This is a genomic window from Halolamina sediminis (assembly GCF_001282785.1).
Classification (GTDB): Archaea; Halobacteriota; Halobacteria; order Halobacteriales; family Haloferacaceae; genus Halolamina; species Halolamina sediminis.
Genome location: NZ_CVUA01000001.1, coordinates 2685342 through 2701809, shown reverse-complemented (window position 1 = coordinate 2701809; position 16468 = coordinate 2685342). Strand labels below are relative to the sequence as shown.

Sequence of the window (16468 nt, the reverse complement as noted above, 5' to 3'; positions counted from 1 at the left end):
TACCGCTCTCACGGTCCCTCTCGGCGCCCGGTCACTCGGTCCGCTCGACCGGCGTGCCGTCCGGGCGTTTCGCGCCCTCGGAGTCGTGGACGACGACTTCTCCGTCATCGGCCGCGACGGGTTCGTAGCTCTCCCGGAGTGAGATGGCTTCCTCGAGCTCCCGGATCGCACGCTCCTTCAGCGACTCGGCCAGCGTCTCGGCCTCCTCCCGGGAAATATCCCGCCCCAGCCCCTCGCACTCGTGGGCGCGGACGATCCCCTCGGAGTCGACCGGGTCGCCGGCCGGTTCGGCGGTACCGTCGAGCGCGACGCTGAACGGATAGGTCTCGCAGATCAGCGGCCGGTCCGCGTGGACCGTACACGCGCCGAGGCCGTCCTGCTCCTCGTAGAACACGCAGTCGCCGCAGGCGTCGGCCTGCAGCGCCCACTCGAACGTCTCGCCGCCGTCGTCGTCGAGCCCGTACGGCATCGGCCGGGCCACGTCGCGCCACTCGCGGTCGCCATTGTCCGTTTCCTGCAGCGTCCGGATCTCGTCGGGGAACACCGTCGCGGTGTGGGGTTCAGTATCGCCCTCGGGCGCTTCCTCCCGGGTACAGCAGGCGCCACAGCGCGTGCACTCGAAGCCGATCGACTCGATGGCGTCGGCGAGCACGTCGGTGTCGAGCTCACGGGCACGGTCGAGCTCGTCGGTCAGGGACACGGGGGCTCTCGGCGGGCGGGCGGGAAAACGCCGTCGCCGCGAGCGTGGTCACGCGAGCGCGACCCGCCCCGTCTCGGGGTGCCACCGCACTGCGCCCTCCACGGCCAGTTTCTCGACGTGGGCGCGGACGGTCGCCCGCGCGAGGTCGCGAACGCCCGAGATGTCCTTCTCGTAGGCGGCGTCGACGACCGAACCGAGATCGGTCGCGCCACCTCGAACCGCGTCGAGGACGGCCCGCTCGCGGTCGAGTCGGTGGGCGATCAGGCGTTCGAGCGTCTCGCGGGGAGTCGGATCACCGTCGATCACGGGGCCGTGGCCCGGCAGCAGTCGGTCGGGATCGTGTGCCCACAGCCGGCGGAGCGCGGTGAGGTACGCCCGGAGGTCACCTTCCGGCGCGCCGACGACGACGCTGCCTTCCGCGACCGCGAGGTCGCCCGACACGACGGTTCCGTCGCCGAGATCGAACGCGACGTGATCGACGGCGTGGCCCGGCGTGTCGAGCACCGTCACCGGCCCGGCGCCGGTCAGGATCACCGAGCCTTCCCGGATCTGTCGGTCCGGCTCGACGCCCGTCGCAGCGGCGAAGCGCTCGGGACGGCGGGCCAGCAGTTCGGCGTCGGTCTCGGCGGCGTAGTCGCCGACGGCGCCGACGTGGTCCGGGTGGGTGTGGGTGACGGCGATGGTGTCGATCTCCTGTTCGTCGACGAGCGCGCCGAGTTCGTCGGTTCGTCCCGCGGGGTCGACGAGGAGCGCCGGCGACTCGCCGACGAGGAATGCGTTGGTCGTACCCGTCGGTGCGCGGGTCTCGACCGGGATCGAGACGCGTTCGACGTGCATAGGCGGGGTTTCGCGGGCGGGGGTAAATGTTCGGCGGGGTAGGTTGGTCGGTGTTCGTTGTGGATTTTGCTAGTCAGCAACCGCGACAGCAGTTCGATCGTTGGCTACTGGGACAGCAACCGCGACAGCATCTCGTTCGTTGGCAACTGGGACAGCAACCGCGACAGCATCTCGTTCGTTGGCAACTGGGACAGCAACCGCGACAGCATCTCGTTCGTTGGCAACTGGGACAGCAACCGCGACAGCATCTCGTTCGTTGGCAACTGGGACAGCAACCGCGACAGCATCTCGTTCGTTGGCAACTGGGACAGCAACCGCGACAGCATCTCGTTCGTTGGCAACTGGGACAGCAACCGCGACAGCATCTCGTTCGTTGGCAACTGGGACAGCAACCGCGACAGCATCTCGTTGCTAGACCACTTGCGACCGCAGTGCGCCGAACACGAGGTTCGGCGCAGCACCGAGTCCCCACCCCTCCCCCGCGGGCCGGCGACGGTTGCCGGCCCGCGGCGTCCACCGCCCCGCTACCGCACCGCGGTCGCTGTCGGCGCGAAGCGGTCGCGCCTCCGTGCGCGAGCCGAGCGCGAGGGACGAACGAGCGAAGCGAGTGAGTCGGCTGGGGAGGCTCGTGGGCTGTGCGGGGCGGTGCGGTCGCAAGTGGCCAACGATCGAGTTGCTGTTGCTGTGGCCGTTCAAGCTATCGCCGACCGAGCTACCGTTGCGGTCGCTACCTCTGCCCTCGATGACTGAGCCCCATCCAAAGAACCAGAAAACTCAGTCCGCCTGCCCGCCCAGATCCGGCGTCCGCGTCACGTCGATATCCACGTCACCCACAGTCGCAAAGGGCGAGAGATCCACGTCCGCGATCTCGTCGACCGCCGCGACCGAGTCGTACGGTCGCGAGACGACGATGTCCCCGGCGCGGCTGTCGCTGACGCCCGGCACCGCGGCGAGTTCGTCCATCGACGCCCCGTTCACGTCCAGCGGGTACGGCACCCCCGTCACCGAGCGGTAGCCGTGATCGACGATCGCCACGTCGATGGTGCGGTCGAGTTCGCGCTCGCCGGGGATCCCCACGAGCAGCGGGTACGTCCCGAGCTGGCGGCCGAACGTCGTCCCGTTCTCGTGGTACTCCAGATACACGTCCGGCAGCACCGTCCCGGGTGGCACCACGCGCTGGAGCATGGGGTTGTCGACCTGCTCGCGCACCTCACGTTTGTACTCCTGGAACTGCGCTTTGTGCTCCTTGGCGATGTCTGCCCCGGTGTCGCTCATCTCCGTCCCGGAGAACGCCATCACCTGCCGGATGTTGATCCGGCGGAGCATCAGCCCCTCGTCGTACACCTGCCGGAGGAACCGGCGGTTGTGGTCGTACGTCTCCGGGCGCTCGCCCGCCAGCCCGTGGACGAGGTTGATCCCCGGCAGCAGCTTCGGCAGGCGGTTCTCCGCGGGCCGCCAGCCGCCGGCCTCGTTCACCACCCGTACCGCCTCTAGACACTCCTCGGCGGTGACGAGGAGGTTGTTCTGCTCCTGCACGACTGGATCTGCACTCTCGAGGCCGAAGGCGGCCGTGTCCCCGGGCGTGTTGTGCTCGGCGATGATCTCGATGGCCTCCCGCGACGCCTCGGGGTAGTCCGTGATCGTCACGGGGTTCATGTTGTCGAGGTGCAGCGTCTGCAGCTCCGGCGCTACCTCGCGAATCCCGCTGTACAGTTCGTGGATCGCGTCGGGGTTGGGCGCCTCGCCGTCGCCGCCGAACGCGAGGATGTCGGCCTGCCGGCCGAGCCGGAAGTGTTCGACCCCGTGGTCCGAGAGCCGGTCGACCTCGTCGACGACCGACGCGGGCGTCCGGAACGCGGGGTTGCCGTACAGCGGTTCGGTACAGAACGAGCAGCGGTACGCACAGCCCCGGGAGGTCTCCATCTCCGCGATCAGGTACTCGGGGTGGTTGGGGTGCTGCTCGACGACGAACGCGCCCTTGGCGGCCCACCGATCGAGCTCCTCGTTGTCGCGCATCCGATCGTTGAACCCCTCCAGCCCGGCGTCGACGAGATCGTACGCCGCGGCCTCGATGTCGCCTTTCGCGACGAACTCGTAGTCGAGGTCCTTGCGCTCCATATCCTGTGCGCCGGCGTTCTCTTCGCCGACGCCGAAGCGGACGGGGCCGCCCAGCAGCGTGGTGCCGTTGGCGGTCCACGCCAACTCCTTTACCTCGTCGGGCTCGGCGGGCGTGCCGCCGACGTACTTCCCGGGGACGGTCATCCCGCCGACGTAGATGAACAGGTCGGCGGTCGACACGTCGCCCCACTTCATCCGGTCCTCGCGGAGCTCGTCGATCGTGTGGTAGGTGATCTGCTCGCGGGGGACGCCCGCGTCGACGAGCGCGCCCGCGGTGAACCGGGGGTAGGTGGAGATGTACGGCGGCACCCCGAAGTGGGCCGGCTCGTCGACGTAGCCGTCGACGATGGTGACGGAGAGCGAACCGGGGTCGGTCATACCTCGGCTTGTCGGCCGAGGGGTAAAACGCGTGTGGTGCGGCGTGTGAGCCGCTCTCGTGGGTCAGACGTAGATGTCGCCCTCCCGTTCGTCGTAGTGGTTCTCGTCGTGGGCGAAGTCGCCGTCTACGGCTCGATAGGTCGCGGCTGCGGCGACGACGGCGTCCAACGCGTCGCCGCCGGTATCGTCGACGATGGTCGTACGGTCGTCGTCGTACACGGAGACGTCGACCGACGACGTGAGCCCCTCGAGGTTCTCCCGGCGTGCGGCGCGCTCGGCGTCGCTTGCGCCCTTGTAGTTGCGTCGCTGCAGACCGAGATCGTCCAGTACGCCCGCGGGGTACGTCTCCAGCAGCGTCAGCGGCGGCTCGAACGTGCTCGTCTGCATCGGTGCCACGGTTGCGACAGCCTCGCCGCCGTCGCTCCCACGGACCAACGGTGCGAGAACGTCGCGGATCCCGTAGAACGTGATCGTGCTCCCGATGAAGCCGTACGGGGAACTGGCGCCGACCGGCGTATCGGTTTCACGTTTCAGGAACGCCCGGTCGCCGTCGGTCGCCCTCCGGGTTCGCTCCTTTCCCCACTCCTCGAAAGCGCCGGGATCCGCACAGCCTGCGGGCGGGAAGGCGTCGAGGAACACCGTCCAGTGGCCCGGCGAGTCCTCCATCGCGTCCAGCAGCGTCGACGGCAGGCCGAACGAGAAGTCTAGCCCGACGGCGGCCGATTCCCGCTCGCGGAGCCAGTCGACGAGCGCATCGTGGGTCGCTTCCCGCCCCGAGGCGTCGCTGAGTAGCTCCCGGCCCGAGCCGAGCGTCTCGATCTGGACACCGTCGTCCTTCAGCGGGCCGCCGGCGATCCAGACGTTCCGCTCGGCGTCCTGCGCCCCGCTGAAGTCGACGCCGTACACCCTCTCAGGATCCATACTCATCGCTCACCCGACAGCCGAAAAGGCGTACCGCTCGCGTCAGTCCGCGCTCGCCGCGGTCGTCCCGTCGTCGGCGCCGACCGACGCCAGCGCGCCCTGTGAGTCCAGCGCCTCCTCCAGCAGTTCGGCCACGTCGACGATCTCGAGGTCGTCCTCGAACCCGCCGGTCTTGCGGCCGTCCTCGAACATCGTCGTACACATCGGGCAGGCGACGACGAACTTCTCGATCTCGCTCCCGGCGTCGGTGTCCTCGATCCCCTCGCGCAGGCGCTCCTCGCTGGGTTTGGGCTCGTCGTCGAACTCCATCCAGAGCCCGCCGCCGCCGCCGCCACAGCAGAACGAGTCGTCGTGACTGCGGGGCATCTCGTGGAGCTCACAGCCCGTCGCCTCGATCAGCTGACGGGGCGCCTCGTACTCGCCGTTGTACCGCCCGAGGTGACAGGGATCGTGGTAGGTGACGGTGTAGTCGAGGTCGGCGCCCGTGAGGTCCAGTCGGCCGGCGTCGACCAGATCCGAGACGACCTGCGTCCAGTGGAACACGCCGATCTCGCCGTCGGCGTTCCACTCCTCGTCGTAGTCGAACGGCATCACGGGGTCGTCAGCGAACTCGGCGTAGTCGACTTCGGGGTACTCGTTTTTGATCGTGTTGAACGAGTGAGGGTCCGTGCAGACGATGTGGTCGAACTCCACCTCGTCGAACGTCTCGACGTGGTGCCCCGCCAGCTCCATGTAGAGGAACTCCTCGCCCGCCCGGCGGATGTCGTTGCCGTCGTACTTCTCGTCGTCGAACAGGATCCCGTAGCTCACGTCGGCGGCCTCGAACACCCGGGCCAGCGCGCGGGCGACCTTCTTGTTCCGGTCGTCGAAGCTCGGGTAGTCGCCGACGTACCAGAGGTAGTCGACCTCCTGCTCGCGGGCGTCGGTCACGTCGAACGCCAATTCGTCGGACCAGTCGCCGCGCGTGCGGTTCGGGTCGCCGAACGTGTTGCCCTTCTGCATCACGTCCTGGAACACGTCCTGCATCTCACTGTTGACTTGCCCCGTGTCGACGAGCTGTCGGTTCATCTTCGTGAAGCTGGTGAGGTGCTCGATGTCGACCGGGCAGGCGTCCATACACGCCATACAGGAGAGACAGGACTCCATCGTGCTCGCGTCGATGACGCTCTCGCCGCCGTCGGCGACGATGTCGACCTCCTCGCCGCCGGCGTCGACCTCCTCGCGGTAGCTCTTCAGGTCGAGGATCACGTCCCGCGGGTCCAAATCCCGGCCGGAGGCGTTCGCCGGACAGACCGAGGAGCAGCGGCCGCACTTGGTGCAGGCGTCCTGATCCAGCGTCTCGCTCCAGGTGAAGGAGTCGATGGACTCCGCGCCCGTGTCGGCGTCGAGATCGGCGGGGACGGAGGGCAGCCGCGCGCCCGCTTTGTCGTCGCTGACGACGACGTTCGCGAAGCTGGAGATCATGTGGAACGGCTTCGCGTAGGGGACGAAGGCGACGAAGCCGAACGCGATCAGCGAGTGGGACCACCAGCCCCACCAGTACAGCGCCTCGGCGCCGCCGGCGTCGACGCCCGCACCTTCGATCACCATCGCGACGAAGTAGCCGACGAAGCTGACCGTCTCGAAGTCGGGGAACCCCGTCGCGCGGATGCGCAGCCCTTCGAGCAGGTAGCCGCCGGCGCCCAGCGCGAACAGCGTCCAGACGAACGCGTCGTCCTCGAGACTCGTGTGCTTCCCCCAGAGTCGGCCGTCACGCCGGGCGTAGCGCTTGTAGATCGCCATCCCGACGCCGACGACGAACAGGAGGCCCATCGCGTCCATCACCAGCGAGTACGCGAGGTAGAAGTCGCCCGTGAAGAACGACGTGCCGGTGACGACGCGGTACACGTCGATGTCGAACCCGAGGATCGTCGTCCCGATCAGCAGCGTCAGGAACCCCCAGAGGATGAACGCGTGCATCACCCCGGCGTAGGTGTCCCGATCGAACTGCTTCCGGTTCGAGAGCACGGTGCCGGCGGCGTCGACGACGCGGCCGGGCAGGTCGTCGAGCCGCGGGAACGGGTCCTCCTTCGCCCGCGCGTAGCGCCGGAACCGCTCGTAGACGCCGACGGCGAACACCAGGATCGCCGCCGCCGCGAGGAAGTAAAAGGCCGCCTTCCCCGTCGGCGAAATCGTCCAGAACGTCTCGCGCGTCTGTGCAAGCATACCCTGTATACTGCGCTGCCGTCACCTAAATGGTGCCGACTGCGAGCGGCCGCTCCCGCCGGCTCACCCGAACACGTACGCCACCAGCGCCGCCACCACCACCAGCGCCGGCACGTCGACGCGCCCGAACCGGAGCCGCGGCAGCGTCGCGTTCCAGGAGAAACACCGCGCCGAGAGCGCCGCCGCCAGCCGGTCCGCCCGCGCGAACGCTCGGTTCAGCCCGGCCGCGCCGACGGTCCCCAGCCGCTCGCGGGTCGGGCGCTCGTCGCCCAGCCGCGCCCGCTCGGCGTCTTGGATCGCCGCCACGTCACGCCGCAACAGAGGCAGAAAGCGGAAGACGAGCCCCACGCCCGCAGCCAGCAGCCGCCCCGGCTTCCCGGGGATCGCCCACTGTACCGCAGCGCGGGACTCCCGGGCCGCGGTCGTCCGGACGTAGCCCGCCGCGACGGCGACGATCAGCAGTGTCCGGTAGCTCGCGAGCAGCGGGTCGACCGCCGCCGCCGGCTCGATCCACGGTGGGCCAAGCGTCACCAGCTCGAACAGCACCGCGGCCGCGAGCAGCGGGAGCAGGAAGCGGTAACCCCACAGCACCGAAACGGGGGAGAGCCGCGCGCTCGCGAGCGCGACGCCGGTCACGACGGTCAGCACCGCTAGCCCCCGCGGGTCGGTGTGGGCGAACGCGGCGGCGGCGAACGCGAGCTGGACCGCCAGCTTCGTCCGCGGGTCGAGTCGGTGAGCGAACGAGTCGCCGGGCGCGTAGCGGAGCATCAGTCGGTCGCTGCCTCGGTTTCGGGGACGCGAACGCCGTAGTCGGGGAGCTCCGCGACTGCCCCGTTCGGGGGCGCGTCCACGACGACCCGCCCGTCGACGAGACAGACCACGCGCTCGGCGTCGCCGAGCAGGTCCCGGAGGTCGTGGGTCACGACGATCAGCCCCGTGCCGTCGGCGTGGAGGTCGCGCAGGTGGCCGAGCAGGCGGTCGCGTGCGGGCGAATCGAGCCCCGTGAACGGCTCGTCGAGCACGAGGTGGTCGGGCTCCATCGCGAGCGCGCCCGCGACAGCGAGGCGCTCGCGCTCGCCGCCCGAGAGCGTCTCGATCCGGTCGTCTCCCCGGCCGTCGAGCCCCACCGCGGCGAGTGCTTCTTCGGCCCGGCGGTCGATCTCGTCGTGGTCGAGGCCGAGGTTCTCCGGGCCGAATCGCACGTCGCCGCCGACCGTCGCGGCGACGAACTGGTCGCGGGGCTCCTGAAACGCCATCCCCACCGCTGTTCGGGCGGCGACTGGGTCCTCCGTCGCCCCGGTCCCGTTCACGAGTACGCGGCCCGCGTCGGGTTCGAGCAGCCCGTTCAGGTGGCGGACGAGCGTCGACTTCCCGGAGCCGTTCGCCCCGCAGAGCACGAGGAACTGCCCGTCGGGGATCGTCAGCGAGATGCCGTCGACCGCGCGGGCGTCGTCGTACTCGTGGACCAGTCCGTCGAGTTCGAGCACGTCAGGTCGCCTGGACCTCGTCGGAGCGGACGATCCCGACGGCGGCGGCCATCTTCACCAGCTCGGCGGGGACGAACGCGACGCCCGCGGCGAAGACGGCGGCGACGAAGCTCGTGTCGAGGTAGTACCAGTAGACGGGGATGCCGAACCCGTAGATGACGAGCACGCCGCCAGCCATCGCGGCCACCAGCCGCGGCAGCGAGACCGTCTCGGGATCGACCAGCCCGTCGGCGCCGTGGACGATCGCGCCGATCAGCGCGGCCGCGAACGGGTAGGAGAGCAGGTAGCCGCCGGTCGGCCCGAATATCTCTCCAAGTCCGGCGCTGGCGCCCGAGAAGACGGGCGCGCCCAGCACGCCGGCCAGTACGTACAGGGCCATCGCGAACCCACCCCACGCGGGGCCGAGGTAGATCCCCGCGAGGAACACGCCCAGCACCTGCGCGGTGACGGGGACGCCCGGGCTGAGTGGGTTGGGGAACGAGACGAACGCGAACGCACCCATCAGCGCCGCCAGCAGCGCGGCGCGGACGAGGTTGACGACGACGTCGTCGCCGACGAGGTCGACGGAGTCGGTTGCGGTTGACACGCCCGACGGTTCTCGTAAACCCACCTTAACGCTACGGTTTACGAGCGCGTGGCCCGGGCGCTACCCAACCCTTATTCGCTCGTGGCACGTCCGTTCACCCCTATGGACGAACAAACCGAGGAGCTCCGGGACCTGTTCGTCGAGACCACGGGCGCCGAGGAGGTGACCGAGGATCAGGCGGAGGATCGGGGCGATCTCGCCGACACGGTCGCCGCCGAGGACGCCGAGGCACGGATCTTGGAGCTGGTCGGGCGGATGCGAGAGCGGTACGCGTTCGAGTCTGGGCTCGACGACGACGCGCTGGTCCGGGCCGTGACGCACTTTTTCGCCGGCGAGGGCGATAGCCAGATCGCCGACGCGCTGGGGACCGACGAGGCGACCGTGTTCCGGGCACGGATGGATCTCCACCTCGTCCGCGAAAGCGACCGCGATGCCCCGCTCCCGATGGACGAGCTCCGGGAGCTGATCGTCGCGGACGTGCCCCTCGAGGAGCGCGCCGAGCGGCTGGACGTGGACCGCGAGACGGTCGAGCACTACTCGCAGGTGATCGCGGCCGACCGGCGCTCGACCCGCGCGAACGGCCGTTTCGTCGACGAGTTCGCCGAACTCCTCACCGACGCGGACCTCCGGGACAGCCACGCCGCCGACGCCCGCGAGTCGGGGCTGGAGGAGGCCGCCGAGGACATCGAGACGAACACCCAGCTGTAGCCCGCTTTTCAAGTGGGATGACGGGACCACCGTTCCCGTGTCCCTCGTCGCCGCAAGCGACCTCGGCCGCGCCGCGTACTGCCCGCGCCAGCTCTACTACGCCCGCCGGTCCGACGACCGCGACCCGCCGGCAGAGGTCGAGCGCCGCCGTGAACTGGCCTTCCGCTATCCCGAACTCCGGACGGCGAGCGACGCGACGCTCGCTGACCTCCCGCTGACCGTCGCGCCCGCGGAGTACCGCGAAAACCTCGACGCCCTCGCCGCCGAACCGTTCTGGGACCGCCTCGTCGACCCAGCAGAGCGTGACACGTTCCTGACCGGGAAGGACTGCCGCGGCGTCGCCCACAAACTGCTCGCTGCCGGCGACGGCGACGATCCCACGCCGCCGATGCCCGTCCTCGTCTCCGGGGGCGTCCCGCCGCCCGCGGGCGTCTGGGAGCCACAGTCGGTCCGCGCGGTCGCGCTCGCGAAGGCGCTCGCGTGGCAGCGCGAACGTGCGGTTCCGCGTGCGCTCGTGGAGTACCCCGCCGCGGGCGTCGTCCGGCCGGTCCGGCTCACCACACGCAAGAAGGCCCGCTACCGGGAGCTGGTCCGCACGGTCGAGACGCTCGACGGCCCGCCGCCGCGGCTCGACGACGACGCGAAGTGCGAGTCCTGCGACTATCGGGAGGCGTGTGGGGTGAAAACGCGGTCGCTCCGGTCGCTGCTGGGGCTCTGAGCGCCGAGGGGACGAGCGTTCAGTGCTCGGCCAGCCACTGCTCGACCTCGTCGGCGCCCCGGCCGCGGCGGTGGATCTTGCCGGTCCCGGGGTCGACGACCGTGCTCTCGCCGCCCGGGAGCTCGCCGCCGTCGACGACGGCGCCGACGCCCTCGCGGATCGCGTCGTCGAGGTCGTCGGGGTGGGTCGCGTTGGCCTCGCCGCTGCGGTTCGCGCTGGTGGCGGTGATCGGCGCGAACTCCTCGAGCAGTTCGAGCGCGAGCTCGTGGTCCGGGATACGGATCCCGACGCGGTCACGACCGGCGGTCAGCGCGTCCGGCACGTGGCCCTGTCGTTCGAGCACGACCGTGACGGGGCCCGGGAGGAACTCGCGCATGAACGCCTCCTCGCGCTCGGTCGCGGTGACGTGTTCGAGCGCTTCGTCCACGTCGGGCACCGCCATCGAGAGCGGGTCGTCCCGGGAGCGGCCCTTGAGCTCGTAGACGCGCTCGACGGCGTCGGCGGCGATCGCGTCGGCGCCCAGCCCGTAGACGGTGTCGGTCGGGTAGACCGCCAGCTCGCCCATCGCGAGCATGCTGGTGGCCTGAACGAGGTCGTCGCGCATACCCGTCCTGGGGCATCGGCGGGAAAAAAGCGAGCGATACCGCCTACAGCGAGTCGATCGCGGCCTCGACCGCGTCGTAGTCGGGGAAGTCGGGCCACTGCTCGGCGACCCACGCGTACTCGATCGTTCGGTCGCCGTCGATCAGGAACACGGCGGGTCGGTGCTCGGTGATCCCGGTCATGCCGTCGAGGTCGTGTTCGATGCCGTACGTCTCGGCGACGCCGGCGTCGGGGTCGGAGAACAGCCGGGCGCCGTCGCCGCGCTCGGCGAGCAGCTCCTTGTGCTCGTACGGCGAGGAGATCGAGAGCCCGACCACGTCGACCTCGTCGGTCCACTCGCGGTCGTCGATCTCGTTCCAAACGTAGGTGGCCGGGAACGCGCCGTCCATCGAGTGGGCGACCAGCAGCACGGGGCCGTCGTCCACGAGCGAGGAAAGCGAGCGGTCCTCCCAGAACTCCTCGTTCACCAGCGGGCGGGTGAAGTCGGGTGCCTGCTCGCCGACTTCGGGGTGGTCGGCGGCGGGCAGGTCGACGACCTCGAAGTCGAGTCCCATCGCCATCAGGCCTCACCCCCGTAGGTCTTCTCGAGGTACTCGACGATGTTGCCCGACTCGGACATGGTGAGCCCGGTGTTCTCGTCGACGATGGCGGGCACCGAGCGCTTGCCGCTGATGCGCTTGACCACGTTCCGGTCGGAGTGCATCGGCTCGACGAACCGGGACTGGTAGTCGAGGCCGTACTCGTCGAGCTTCCGGACGACCCGTTCACAGAACGGGCAGGCCTGGAGTCGGTAGAGCGTGATCGGTGGAACCTCGGTCATACCCGCCGATACGGAGGCCCAGCGCCTAAAGTCGTCGGCGACGGCACGGGTCGTACGCGCCGGCGCCGGCCGAGAACCGGCGGCTCTCGGCCGGGAGGGGAACGCTTAATCCCGATGCCCAGTAATCACGATGGGAAATGGGCTTGCTTCCCACGGTCACCCTCGCCCTTAGCAGGGGCGTTCTGCAGCTACCGGCGCTCGGACAGGAGGCCAAAACGGCGTTCGGCGTCGCCATGCTGGTCGTCCTCATCGGGTTCTCCGCATTCTTCTCCTCCTCGGAGATCGCGATGTTCGGCCTCGAGAGCCACCGCGTCGAGTCGCTCGTCGAGGACGGCGTCCCCGGCGCGAACCTGGTCCAGGACCTCCTCTCGGACCCCCACCGGCTGCTGGTGACGATCCTCGTCGGTAACAACATCGCCAACGTCGCGATGTCCTCGATCGCGACGTGGCTGTTCGGTTTCTACCTCTCGGAGGGACAGGCCGTGCTGGCAGCGACGTTCGGCATCACGACGGTCGTACTGCTGTTCGGCGAGAGCGCGCCGAAGTCCTACGCCGTCGAGAACACCGAGTCGTGGTCGCTGCGCATCGCCCGCCCGCTGAAGTGGGCCGAGCGCCTGCTGCTCCCGCTGATCGTCGTCTTCGACTACCTCACGCAGGTGATCAACCGCGTCACCGGCGGCGGCTCGGCGATCGAGGACTCCTACGTCACCCGTGACGAGATCCAGAATATGATCCAGACCGGGGAGCGCGAGGGGGTCATCGACGAGGAGGAACGGGAGATGCTCCAGCGCATCTTCCGGTTCAATCAGACGATCGCCAAGGAGGTGATGACCCCGCGGCTGGACATGACCGCGGTGCCGAAAGACGCCACCGTCGAGGAGGCGATCGAGGAGTGCATCCAGTCCGACCACGAGCGCATCCCCGTCTACGAGGGGAACCTCGACAACATCATCGGCGTCGTGAACATCCGCGATCTGGTGCGGGCGGCCCACTACGGCGAGGGCGAACCCGAACTCGAGGACCTCGTCCAGCCGACGCTACACGTCCCCGAGTCGAAGAACGTCGACGAGCTACTGGAGGAGATGCAGGACAACCGCCTCCGGATGGTGATCGTCATCGACGAGTTCGGCACCACCGAAGGGCTGCTCACCATGGAGGACATGGTCGAGGAGATCGTCGGCGACATCCTCGAGGGCGACGAGGAGCAGGCCATCGAGTTCGTCGACGACGACACCGCGCTGATCCGCGGCGAGGTCAACATCGACGAGGTGAACGAAGTACTTGGCGTCGATCTCCCCGAGGGCGAGGAGTTCGAGACCCTCGCCGGCTTCATCTTCAACCGCGCGGGCCGGCTGGTCGAAGAGGGCGAGACGATCGAGTACGACGGCATCCGCATCCGTGTCGAGGAGGTCGACACCACGCGGATCAAGCAGGCGCGGGTGACGGTGACCGAAGAGTACTACACCGACGACGCCGGCGAGTCCGAGGAGGAGGAGCAGTCGCCCGACCCGGACACCGCCGACGCGGAGTAGCCGCCCCGCTCTCTCCTCACGACTCCCGCTCGCGTCGTCGCACCTCGACCGGACTCGTCGGCGCGAGCGTCATCGACGCCGCGAGATCCAGTTCTTCGGTGACCGGTTCGACCCGGAACGCCTGCAGTAGCCGTGCGAGCACTAGCCGCGCTTCGAGCAGCGCGAACCGCCGGCCGATACAGATTCGCTGGCCGGCGCCGAACGGGAAGTAGGCGTACTGCGCGTGGTCGGCCGTCTCCCACCGACCTGGTCGGAACGACTCTGGGTCGTCGTAGAGTTCGGACCGGCGGTGGGTCGCCCACTGCGAGCAGAGCACCAGACTCCCCGCTGGGACGTGGTAGCCCCCGACGGTATCGTCGGCGACCGCTTCCCGCATCACGAGGTGGACCGGCGGGTAGAGTCGCATCGCCTCCCGAATCGCGCGGTCGGTCCGGGGAAGCGAGTCGGCCATCTCGGGCCGGCCGTCGATGTCGGCCACTTCCGCCGCGACGGCCGCCTGCTCGTTGGGGTGAGTCGCGAGACAGTGGAGCGTGTAGGTCAGCGCGAGCGCAGTCGTCTCCTGACCCGCGAGCAGGAACGTCACGAGGTGGTCCCGGACCTCGGTGTCGTCCATCCCGGCGGCGAGCAGGACCGAGAGCAGGTCCGAGCCGCCGTCCGTCTCCCCGTCCATCCCCACTTCTGCCCGTCGCTCGGCGAGGAGACACTCTACGAACGTGTCGAGTCGGTCGACCGCGCGGCGGTACCGCAGATTACGCGGCAGCGGCACCCAGTCGGGCACGTGGAACGGCAGGCTCCCCCGCGGGCTGAACCGATCGGTCACCGCACGGGCGGCGTCTCGGACCTCGGTGGCGTCCCGGAGGTCGGTATCGAACAGCGCCTCCCCGAGCACCGTCAGGGTGATCTCACTCGTCGCTTCGAGCAGGTCGGCCGTCTCGCCGGCTTCCCACTCGGCGATCCGGTCGTCGGCGCAGTCGACGATCGTCGACGCGTGGTCGGCGATGCGCCCCGGGTCGAACGCGGGCTGGATCGCCCGCCGGGCCGACTCCCACGACTCGCCCTCGCTGATGAGCAGACCGTCGCCGAGCAGGCCGCCCAGTTCCCGGCGCTGGAACTCGCCTTTCCGGTAGTTGTCGGCGTTGCCCGCCAGTACCCGACCGATCGCGTCCGGGTCGGCGAGCAACAGCCCCTCCCGACGCGGGAGGCTGAGTGAGACGATCGGCCCGTGGTCGGCGACGGCCCGCTCGACGAACCCCAACGGGTCGCGGGCGTACGGCAACGCGTGGCCGACGAGCGGCGGTGCGTCGGGTGCTGGCGCTGCTGTGGCATCGACAGATGTCGTCGCGTCCGGTGACTCGCCCATATTCGTGGTTCCGGGACGGTTCTCCCAGGCTCTTCCCCACCTATGGACGGTCGTTTATCACGGAGGGCACGAATCGGGGCCGTATGAAGCAGGCGCGACTCCGCATCACGCCGCCGGCAGGGGAGACGATCCCGGTCCACCGAGCGATCCAGTCCGCCGGGCGGATCGGCGACGCCGTGTTGCTCTCCGGTGGTGCCGACCTCGCGGACCCGACGGAACTGTTCTCGATCGAGGGGCCGGCCGCGGTGGTCCGCTCGGCGCTCGAAGCCGAGTCCGGGGTTCGCTCGGTCGATGTGCTCTCGACAGCCGAGGGCGAGACGTACGTCTACGTCCGGGAGCAGGGCGACGAGCGGGCGATCGCCGACGTGCTTACGACCGGGACGCTGGTCGTGACCCTGCCGATCCGTTTCCGTGCCGACGGGGCCGTCGACCTCACGGTTCTCGGTGCCGGAGCGAACCTACGGGAGGCGCTGTCGGTGGTTCGGGAGGTCGCCGACGTGACGGTGCTTTCGGTGCGGGAGAGCTGGTCCGCCTCTCCCGACTCGCTGACTGACCGCCAGCGCGAGGTGCTGGCGGCGGCGTACGAGGCCGGCTACTACGACTACCCACGACGGGCGACGCAGGCCGAGGTGGCGTCGACGCTCGGGGTCTCGGGAAGCACCGTCGCCGAACACCTGCGGCACGCGGAGGCGGCGCTTGTGGCGTCGGCGTTGGGGAGAACCGAAGCGGAATCGTAGTCGGTATCCGTCGACGGGTGAGGGAGTCGGCGGCGACCACTACGAGGCGAAATCGGCCTCCGAGAGCGACTGCCTGATAATCGCGACGTCGTACTCCAGATCGGCAGCGACTCGGCCGCCGACGCTCCCCATCCCGACGACGATCCGGCCCGCGTTCTCACTCCCGATGAACACCGCCGACGCGTCGAGATCCTTCGCGAACCGACGGAGTTGACTGGAGATCGCCCCGGTCGAGGAGTACCGTGGGACGGAGAGGTGTCTGAACTCGGACTCGGGAACGGCCTCTGCGACTTGACCCCGCAGACGAGCGACGATGGTCTCCATGTCGAAGGGCTCGTCGGCCGAGAGCCACCTCCGGTCTCTGGCGTACTTCACGTTCCCTCGCGGTATCGCGGTGAGGGCCACGACGGGGTCAGCGTACAGCTTCGAGGCGTTCTCGGCGTGGAGGAGCGCAGTCGTCGCGAGATCAGTGCCGTCGAACGGGACCACGATCACCATCCCGGGGAGCATCGACACCCGAGTATATGGATTCGTCAACGTTTCACCGAACAAACGAGATTCAGCGTGACCGAGCGAGAGTAACTCGACGCGTCGGACCTCCCGGGATCGACGCCGTGGCCAAGGTCCGTGCTATCGGCCGTCGGTACACGGGGACAGTGACACGCGGGAAAACGGGAATCCCTCCGCCGTCGCCCGTAGGGACTCAGACGCTGGCGATCTCGCGGGAACGCGAGAAGACTCGCTCCGCTCGTCTCTCT

The 16468-nt window shown here is 69.2% G+C and carries 18 protein-coding genes; 5 read left to right on the top strand and 13 right to left on the bottom strand.

Going from position 1 to position 16468, the window contains the following annotated elements; translation table 11 throughout:
• Positions 1-31: 31 nt before the first annotated feature.
• Entirely contained in the window at positions 32-700 is a 669-nt protein-coding gene (locus tag BN1959_RS13515) for a YkgJ family cysteine cluster protein (RefSeq protein WP_053949144.1), read from the bottom strand.
• A gap of 48 nt (positions 701-748) precedes the next feature.
• Positions 749-1537, bottom strand: a complete 789-nt coding sequence (locus BN1959_RS13510; RefSeq protein WP_053949143.1) for an MBL fold metallo-hydrolase — start codon at positions 1535-1537, stop codon at positions 749-751.
• A 66-nt stretch (positions 1538-1603) separates the two neighbouring features.
• Between BN1959_RS13510 and BN1959_RS14885 the strand changes: the two genes are divergently transcribed.
• The gene (locus tag BN1959_RS14885; protein ID WP_154018294.1) at positions 1604-2287 is read left to right on the top strand and encodes a hypothetical protein; all 684 of its coding nucleotides are present in this window, start codon (positions 1604-1606) and stop codon (positions 2285-2287) included.
• 24 nt (positions 2288-2311) lie between these two features.
• Here BN1959_RS14885 and BN1959_RS13500 read toward each other — a convergent pair whose 3' ends face one another.
• The 6 genes from BN1959_RS13500 to BN1959_RS13475 form a co-directional block, all read right to left on the bottom strand.
• Positions 2312-4033, bottom strand: a complete 1722-nt coding sequence (locus BN1959_RS13500) for a radical SAM protein (RefSeq protein ID WP_053949141.1) — start codon at positions 4031-4033, stop codon at positions 2312-2314.
• A gap of 63 nt (positions 4034-4096) precedes the next feature.
• The gene (locus tag BN1959_RS13495) at positions 4097-4954 is read right to left on the bottom strand and encodes a DUF429 domain-containing protein (RefSeq protein ID WP_053949140.1); all 858 of its coding nucleotides are present in this window, start codon (positions 4952-4954) and stop codon (positions 4097-4099) included.
• A gap of 42 nt (positions 4955-4996) precedes the next feature.
• Positions 4997-7159: a heterodisulfide reductase-related iron-sulfur binding cluster gene (locus BN1959_RS13490; protein ID WP_053949139.1), complete on the bottom strand. Its 2163-nt coding sequence runs from the start codon at positions 7157-7159 to the stop codon at positions 4997-4999.
• A gap of 63 nt (positions 7160-7222) precedes the next feature.
• The gene (locus tag BN1959_RS13485) at positions 7223-7927 is read right to left on the bottom strand and encodes an energy-coupling factor transporter transmembrane component T family protein (RefSeq protein WP_053949138.1); all 705 of its coding nucleotides are present in this window, start codon (positions 7925-7927) and stop codon (positions 7223-7225) included.
• Positions 7927-8646 (bottom strand): energy-coupling factor ABC transporter ATP-binding protein, encoded by a 720-nt coding sequence (locus BN1959_RS13480; RefSeq protein WP_053949137.1) that lies wholly within the window; start codon positions 8644-8646, stop codon positions 7927-7929. Before BN1959_RS13480 ends, BN1959_RS13485 begins: the two co-directional genes overlap by 1 nt.
• A 1-nt stretch (position 8647) precedes the next feature.
• Positions 8648-9232, bottom strand: a complete 585-nt coding sequence (locus BN1959_RS13475; RefSeq protein ID WP_053949136.1) for a biotin transporter BioY — start codon at positions 9230-9232, stop codon at positions 8648-8650.
• A gap of 102 nt (positions 9233-9334) precedes the next feature.
• On the opposite strand from BN1959_RS13475, the gene BN1959_RS13470 reads away from it, so the two are divergent.
• Both BN1959_RS13470 and BN1959_RS13465 read left to right on the top strand, forming a co-directional pair.
• Positions 9335-9940 (top strand): conditioned medium-induced protein 4, encoded by a 606-nt coding sequence (locus BN1959_RS13470; protein WP_053949135.1) that lies wholly within the window; start codon positions 9335-9337, stop codon positions 9938-9940.
• 37 nt (positions 9941-9977) lie between these two features.
• A complete protein-coding gene (locus tag BN1959_RS13465; RefSeq protein WP_053949134.1) occupies positions 9978-10658 on the top strand; it encodes a CRISPR-associated protein Cas4 in 681 nt (226 codons plus the stop codon).
• Positions 10659-10677: 19 nt separating this feature from the next.
• Here the strand turns inward: BN1959_RS13465 and BN1959_RS13460 are convergent, their stop codons facing one another.
• From BN1959_RS13460 to BN1959_RS13450, 3 genes are read right to left on the bottom strand one after another with little or no spacing between them, the layout of a single operon-like run.
• Entirely contained in the window at positions 10678-11262 is a 585-nt protein-coding gene (locus BN1959_RS13460; RefSeq protein WP_053949133.1) for an L-threonylcarbamoyladenylate synthase, read from the bottom strand.
• 43 nt (positions 11263-11305) lie between these two features.
• Positions 11306-11815, bottom strand: a complete 510-nt coding sequence (locus BN1959_RS13455) for a redoxin domain-containing protein (RefSeq protein ID WP_053949409.1) — start codon at positions 11813-11815, stop codon at positions 11306-11308.
• A 5-nt stretch (positions 11816-11820) separates the two neighbouring features.
• Positions 11821-12081 carry a glutaredoxin family protein gene (locus BN1959_RS13450; protein ID WP_053949132.1) on the bottom strand — a complete coding sequence of 87 codons (261 nt, stop codon included), beginning with the start codon at positions 12079-12081 and terminating at the stop codon, positions 11821-11823.
• Between the two features lie 137 nt (positions 12082-12218).
• Here BN1959_RS13450 and BN1959_RS13445 point away from each other — a divergent pair, with 137 nt between their 5' ends.
• On the top strand, positions 12219-13613 hold the full coding sequence (locus BN1959_RS13445) for a hemolysin family protein (RefSeq protein WP_053949131.1): 1395 nt from the start codon (positions 12219-12221) through the stop codon (positions 13611-13613).
• Positions 13614-13629: 16 nt separating this feature from the next.
• Here BN1959_RS13445 and BN1959_RS13440 read toward each other — a convergent pair whose 3' ends face one another.
• Positions 13630-14973, bottom strand: coding sequence for a cytochrome P450 (locus BN1959_RS13440; RefSeq protein WP_079978707.1), 1344 nt, complete (start codon positions 14971-14973; stop codon positions 13630-13632).
• 83 nt (positions 14974-15056) lie between these two features.
• Between BN1959_RS13440 and BN1959_RS13435 the strand changes: the two genes are divergently transcribed.
• Positions 15057-15710 (top strand): helix-turn-helix domain-containing protein, encoded by a 654-nt coding sequence (locus BN1959_RS13435; protein WP_053949129.1) that lies wholly within the window; start codon positions 15057-15059, stop codon positions 15708-15710.
• Between the two features lie 39 nt (positions 15711-15749).
• On the opposite strand, the gene BN1959_RS13430 is transcribed toward BN1959_RS13435, so the two are convergent.
• A complete protein-coding gene (locus BN1959_RS13430; RefSeq protein WP_053949128.1) occupies positions 15750-16208 on the bottom strand; it encodes a universal stress protein in 459 nt (152 codons plus the stop codon).
• Positions 16209-16468 lie beyond the last annotated feature (260 nt).

Bases quoted from the DNA above. Each gene is read 5' to 3' on its own strand.
- BN1959_RS13510 (WP_053949143.1), bottom strand. From the start codon at position 1,537: ATGCACGTCGAACGCGTCTCGATCCCGGTCGAGACCCGCGCACCGACG.
- BN1959_RS13500 (WP_053949141.1), bottom strand. From the start codon at position 4,033: ATGACCGACCCCGGTTCGCTCTCCGTCACCATCGTCGACGGCTACGTC.
- BN1959_RS13495 (WP_053949140.1), bottom strand. From the start codon at position 4,954: ATGGATCCTGAGAGGGTGTACGGCGTCGACTTCAGCGGGGCGCAGGAC.
- BN1959_RS13490 (WP_053949139.1), bottom strand. From the start codon at position 7,159: ATGCTTGCACAGACGCGCGAGACGTTCTGGACGATTTCGCCGACGGGG.
- BN1959_RS13485 (WP_053949138.1), bottom strand. From the start codon at position 7,927: ATGCTCCGCTACGCGCCCGGCGACTCGTTCGCTCACCGACTCGACCCG.
- BN1959_RS13470 (WP_053949135.1), top strand. From the start codon at position 9,335: ATGGACGAACAAACCGAGGAGCTCCGGGACCTGTTCGTCGAGACCACG.
- BN1959_RS13460 (WP_053949133.1), bottom strand. From the start codon at position 11,262: ATGCGCGACGACCTCGTTCAGGCCACCAGCATGCTCGCGATGGGCGAG.
- BN1959_RS13455 (WP_053949409.1), bottom strand. From the start codon at position 11,815: ATGGGACTCGACTTCGAGGTCGTCGACCTGCCCGCCGCCGACCACCCC.
- BN1959_RS13450 (WP_053949132.1), bottom strand. From the start codon at position 12,081: ATGACCGAGGTTCCACCGATCACGCTCTACCGACTCCAGGCCTGCCCG.
- BN1959_RS13445 (WP_053949131.1), top strand. From the start codon at position 12,219: ATGGGCTTGCTTCCCACGGTCACCCTCGCCCTTAGCAGGGGCGTTCTG.
- BN1959_RS13440 (WP_079978707.1), bottom strand. From the start codon at position 14,973: ATGGGCGAGTCACCGGACGCGACGACATCTGTCGATGCCACAGCAGCG.
- BN1959_RS13435 (WP_053949129.1), top strand. From the start codon at position 15,057: ATGAAGCAGGCGCGACTCCGCATCACGCCGCCGGCAGGGGAGACGATC.
- BN1959_RS13430 (WP_053949128.1), bottom strand. From the start codon at position 16,208: ATGGTGATCGTGGTCCCGTTCGACGGCACTGATCTCGCGACGACTGCG.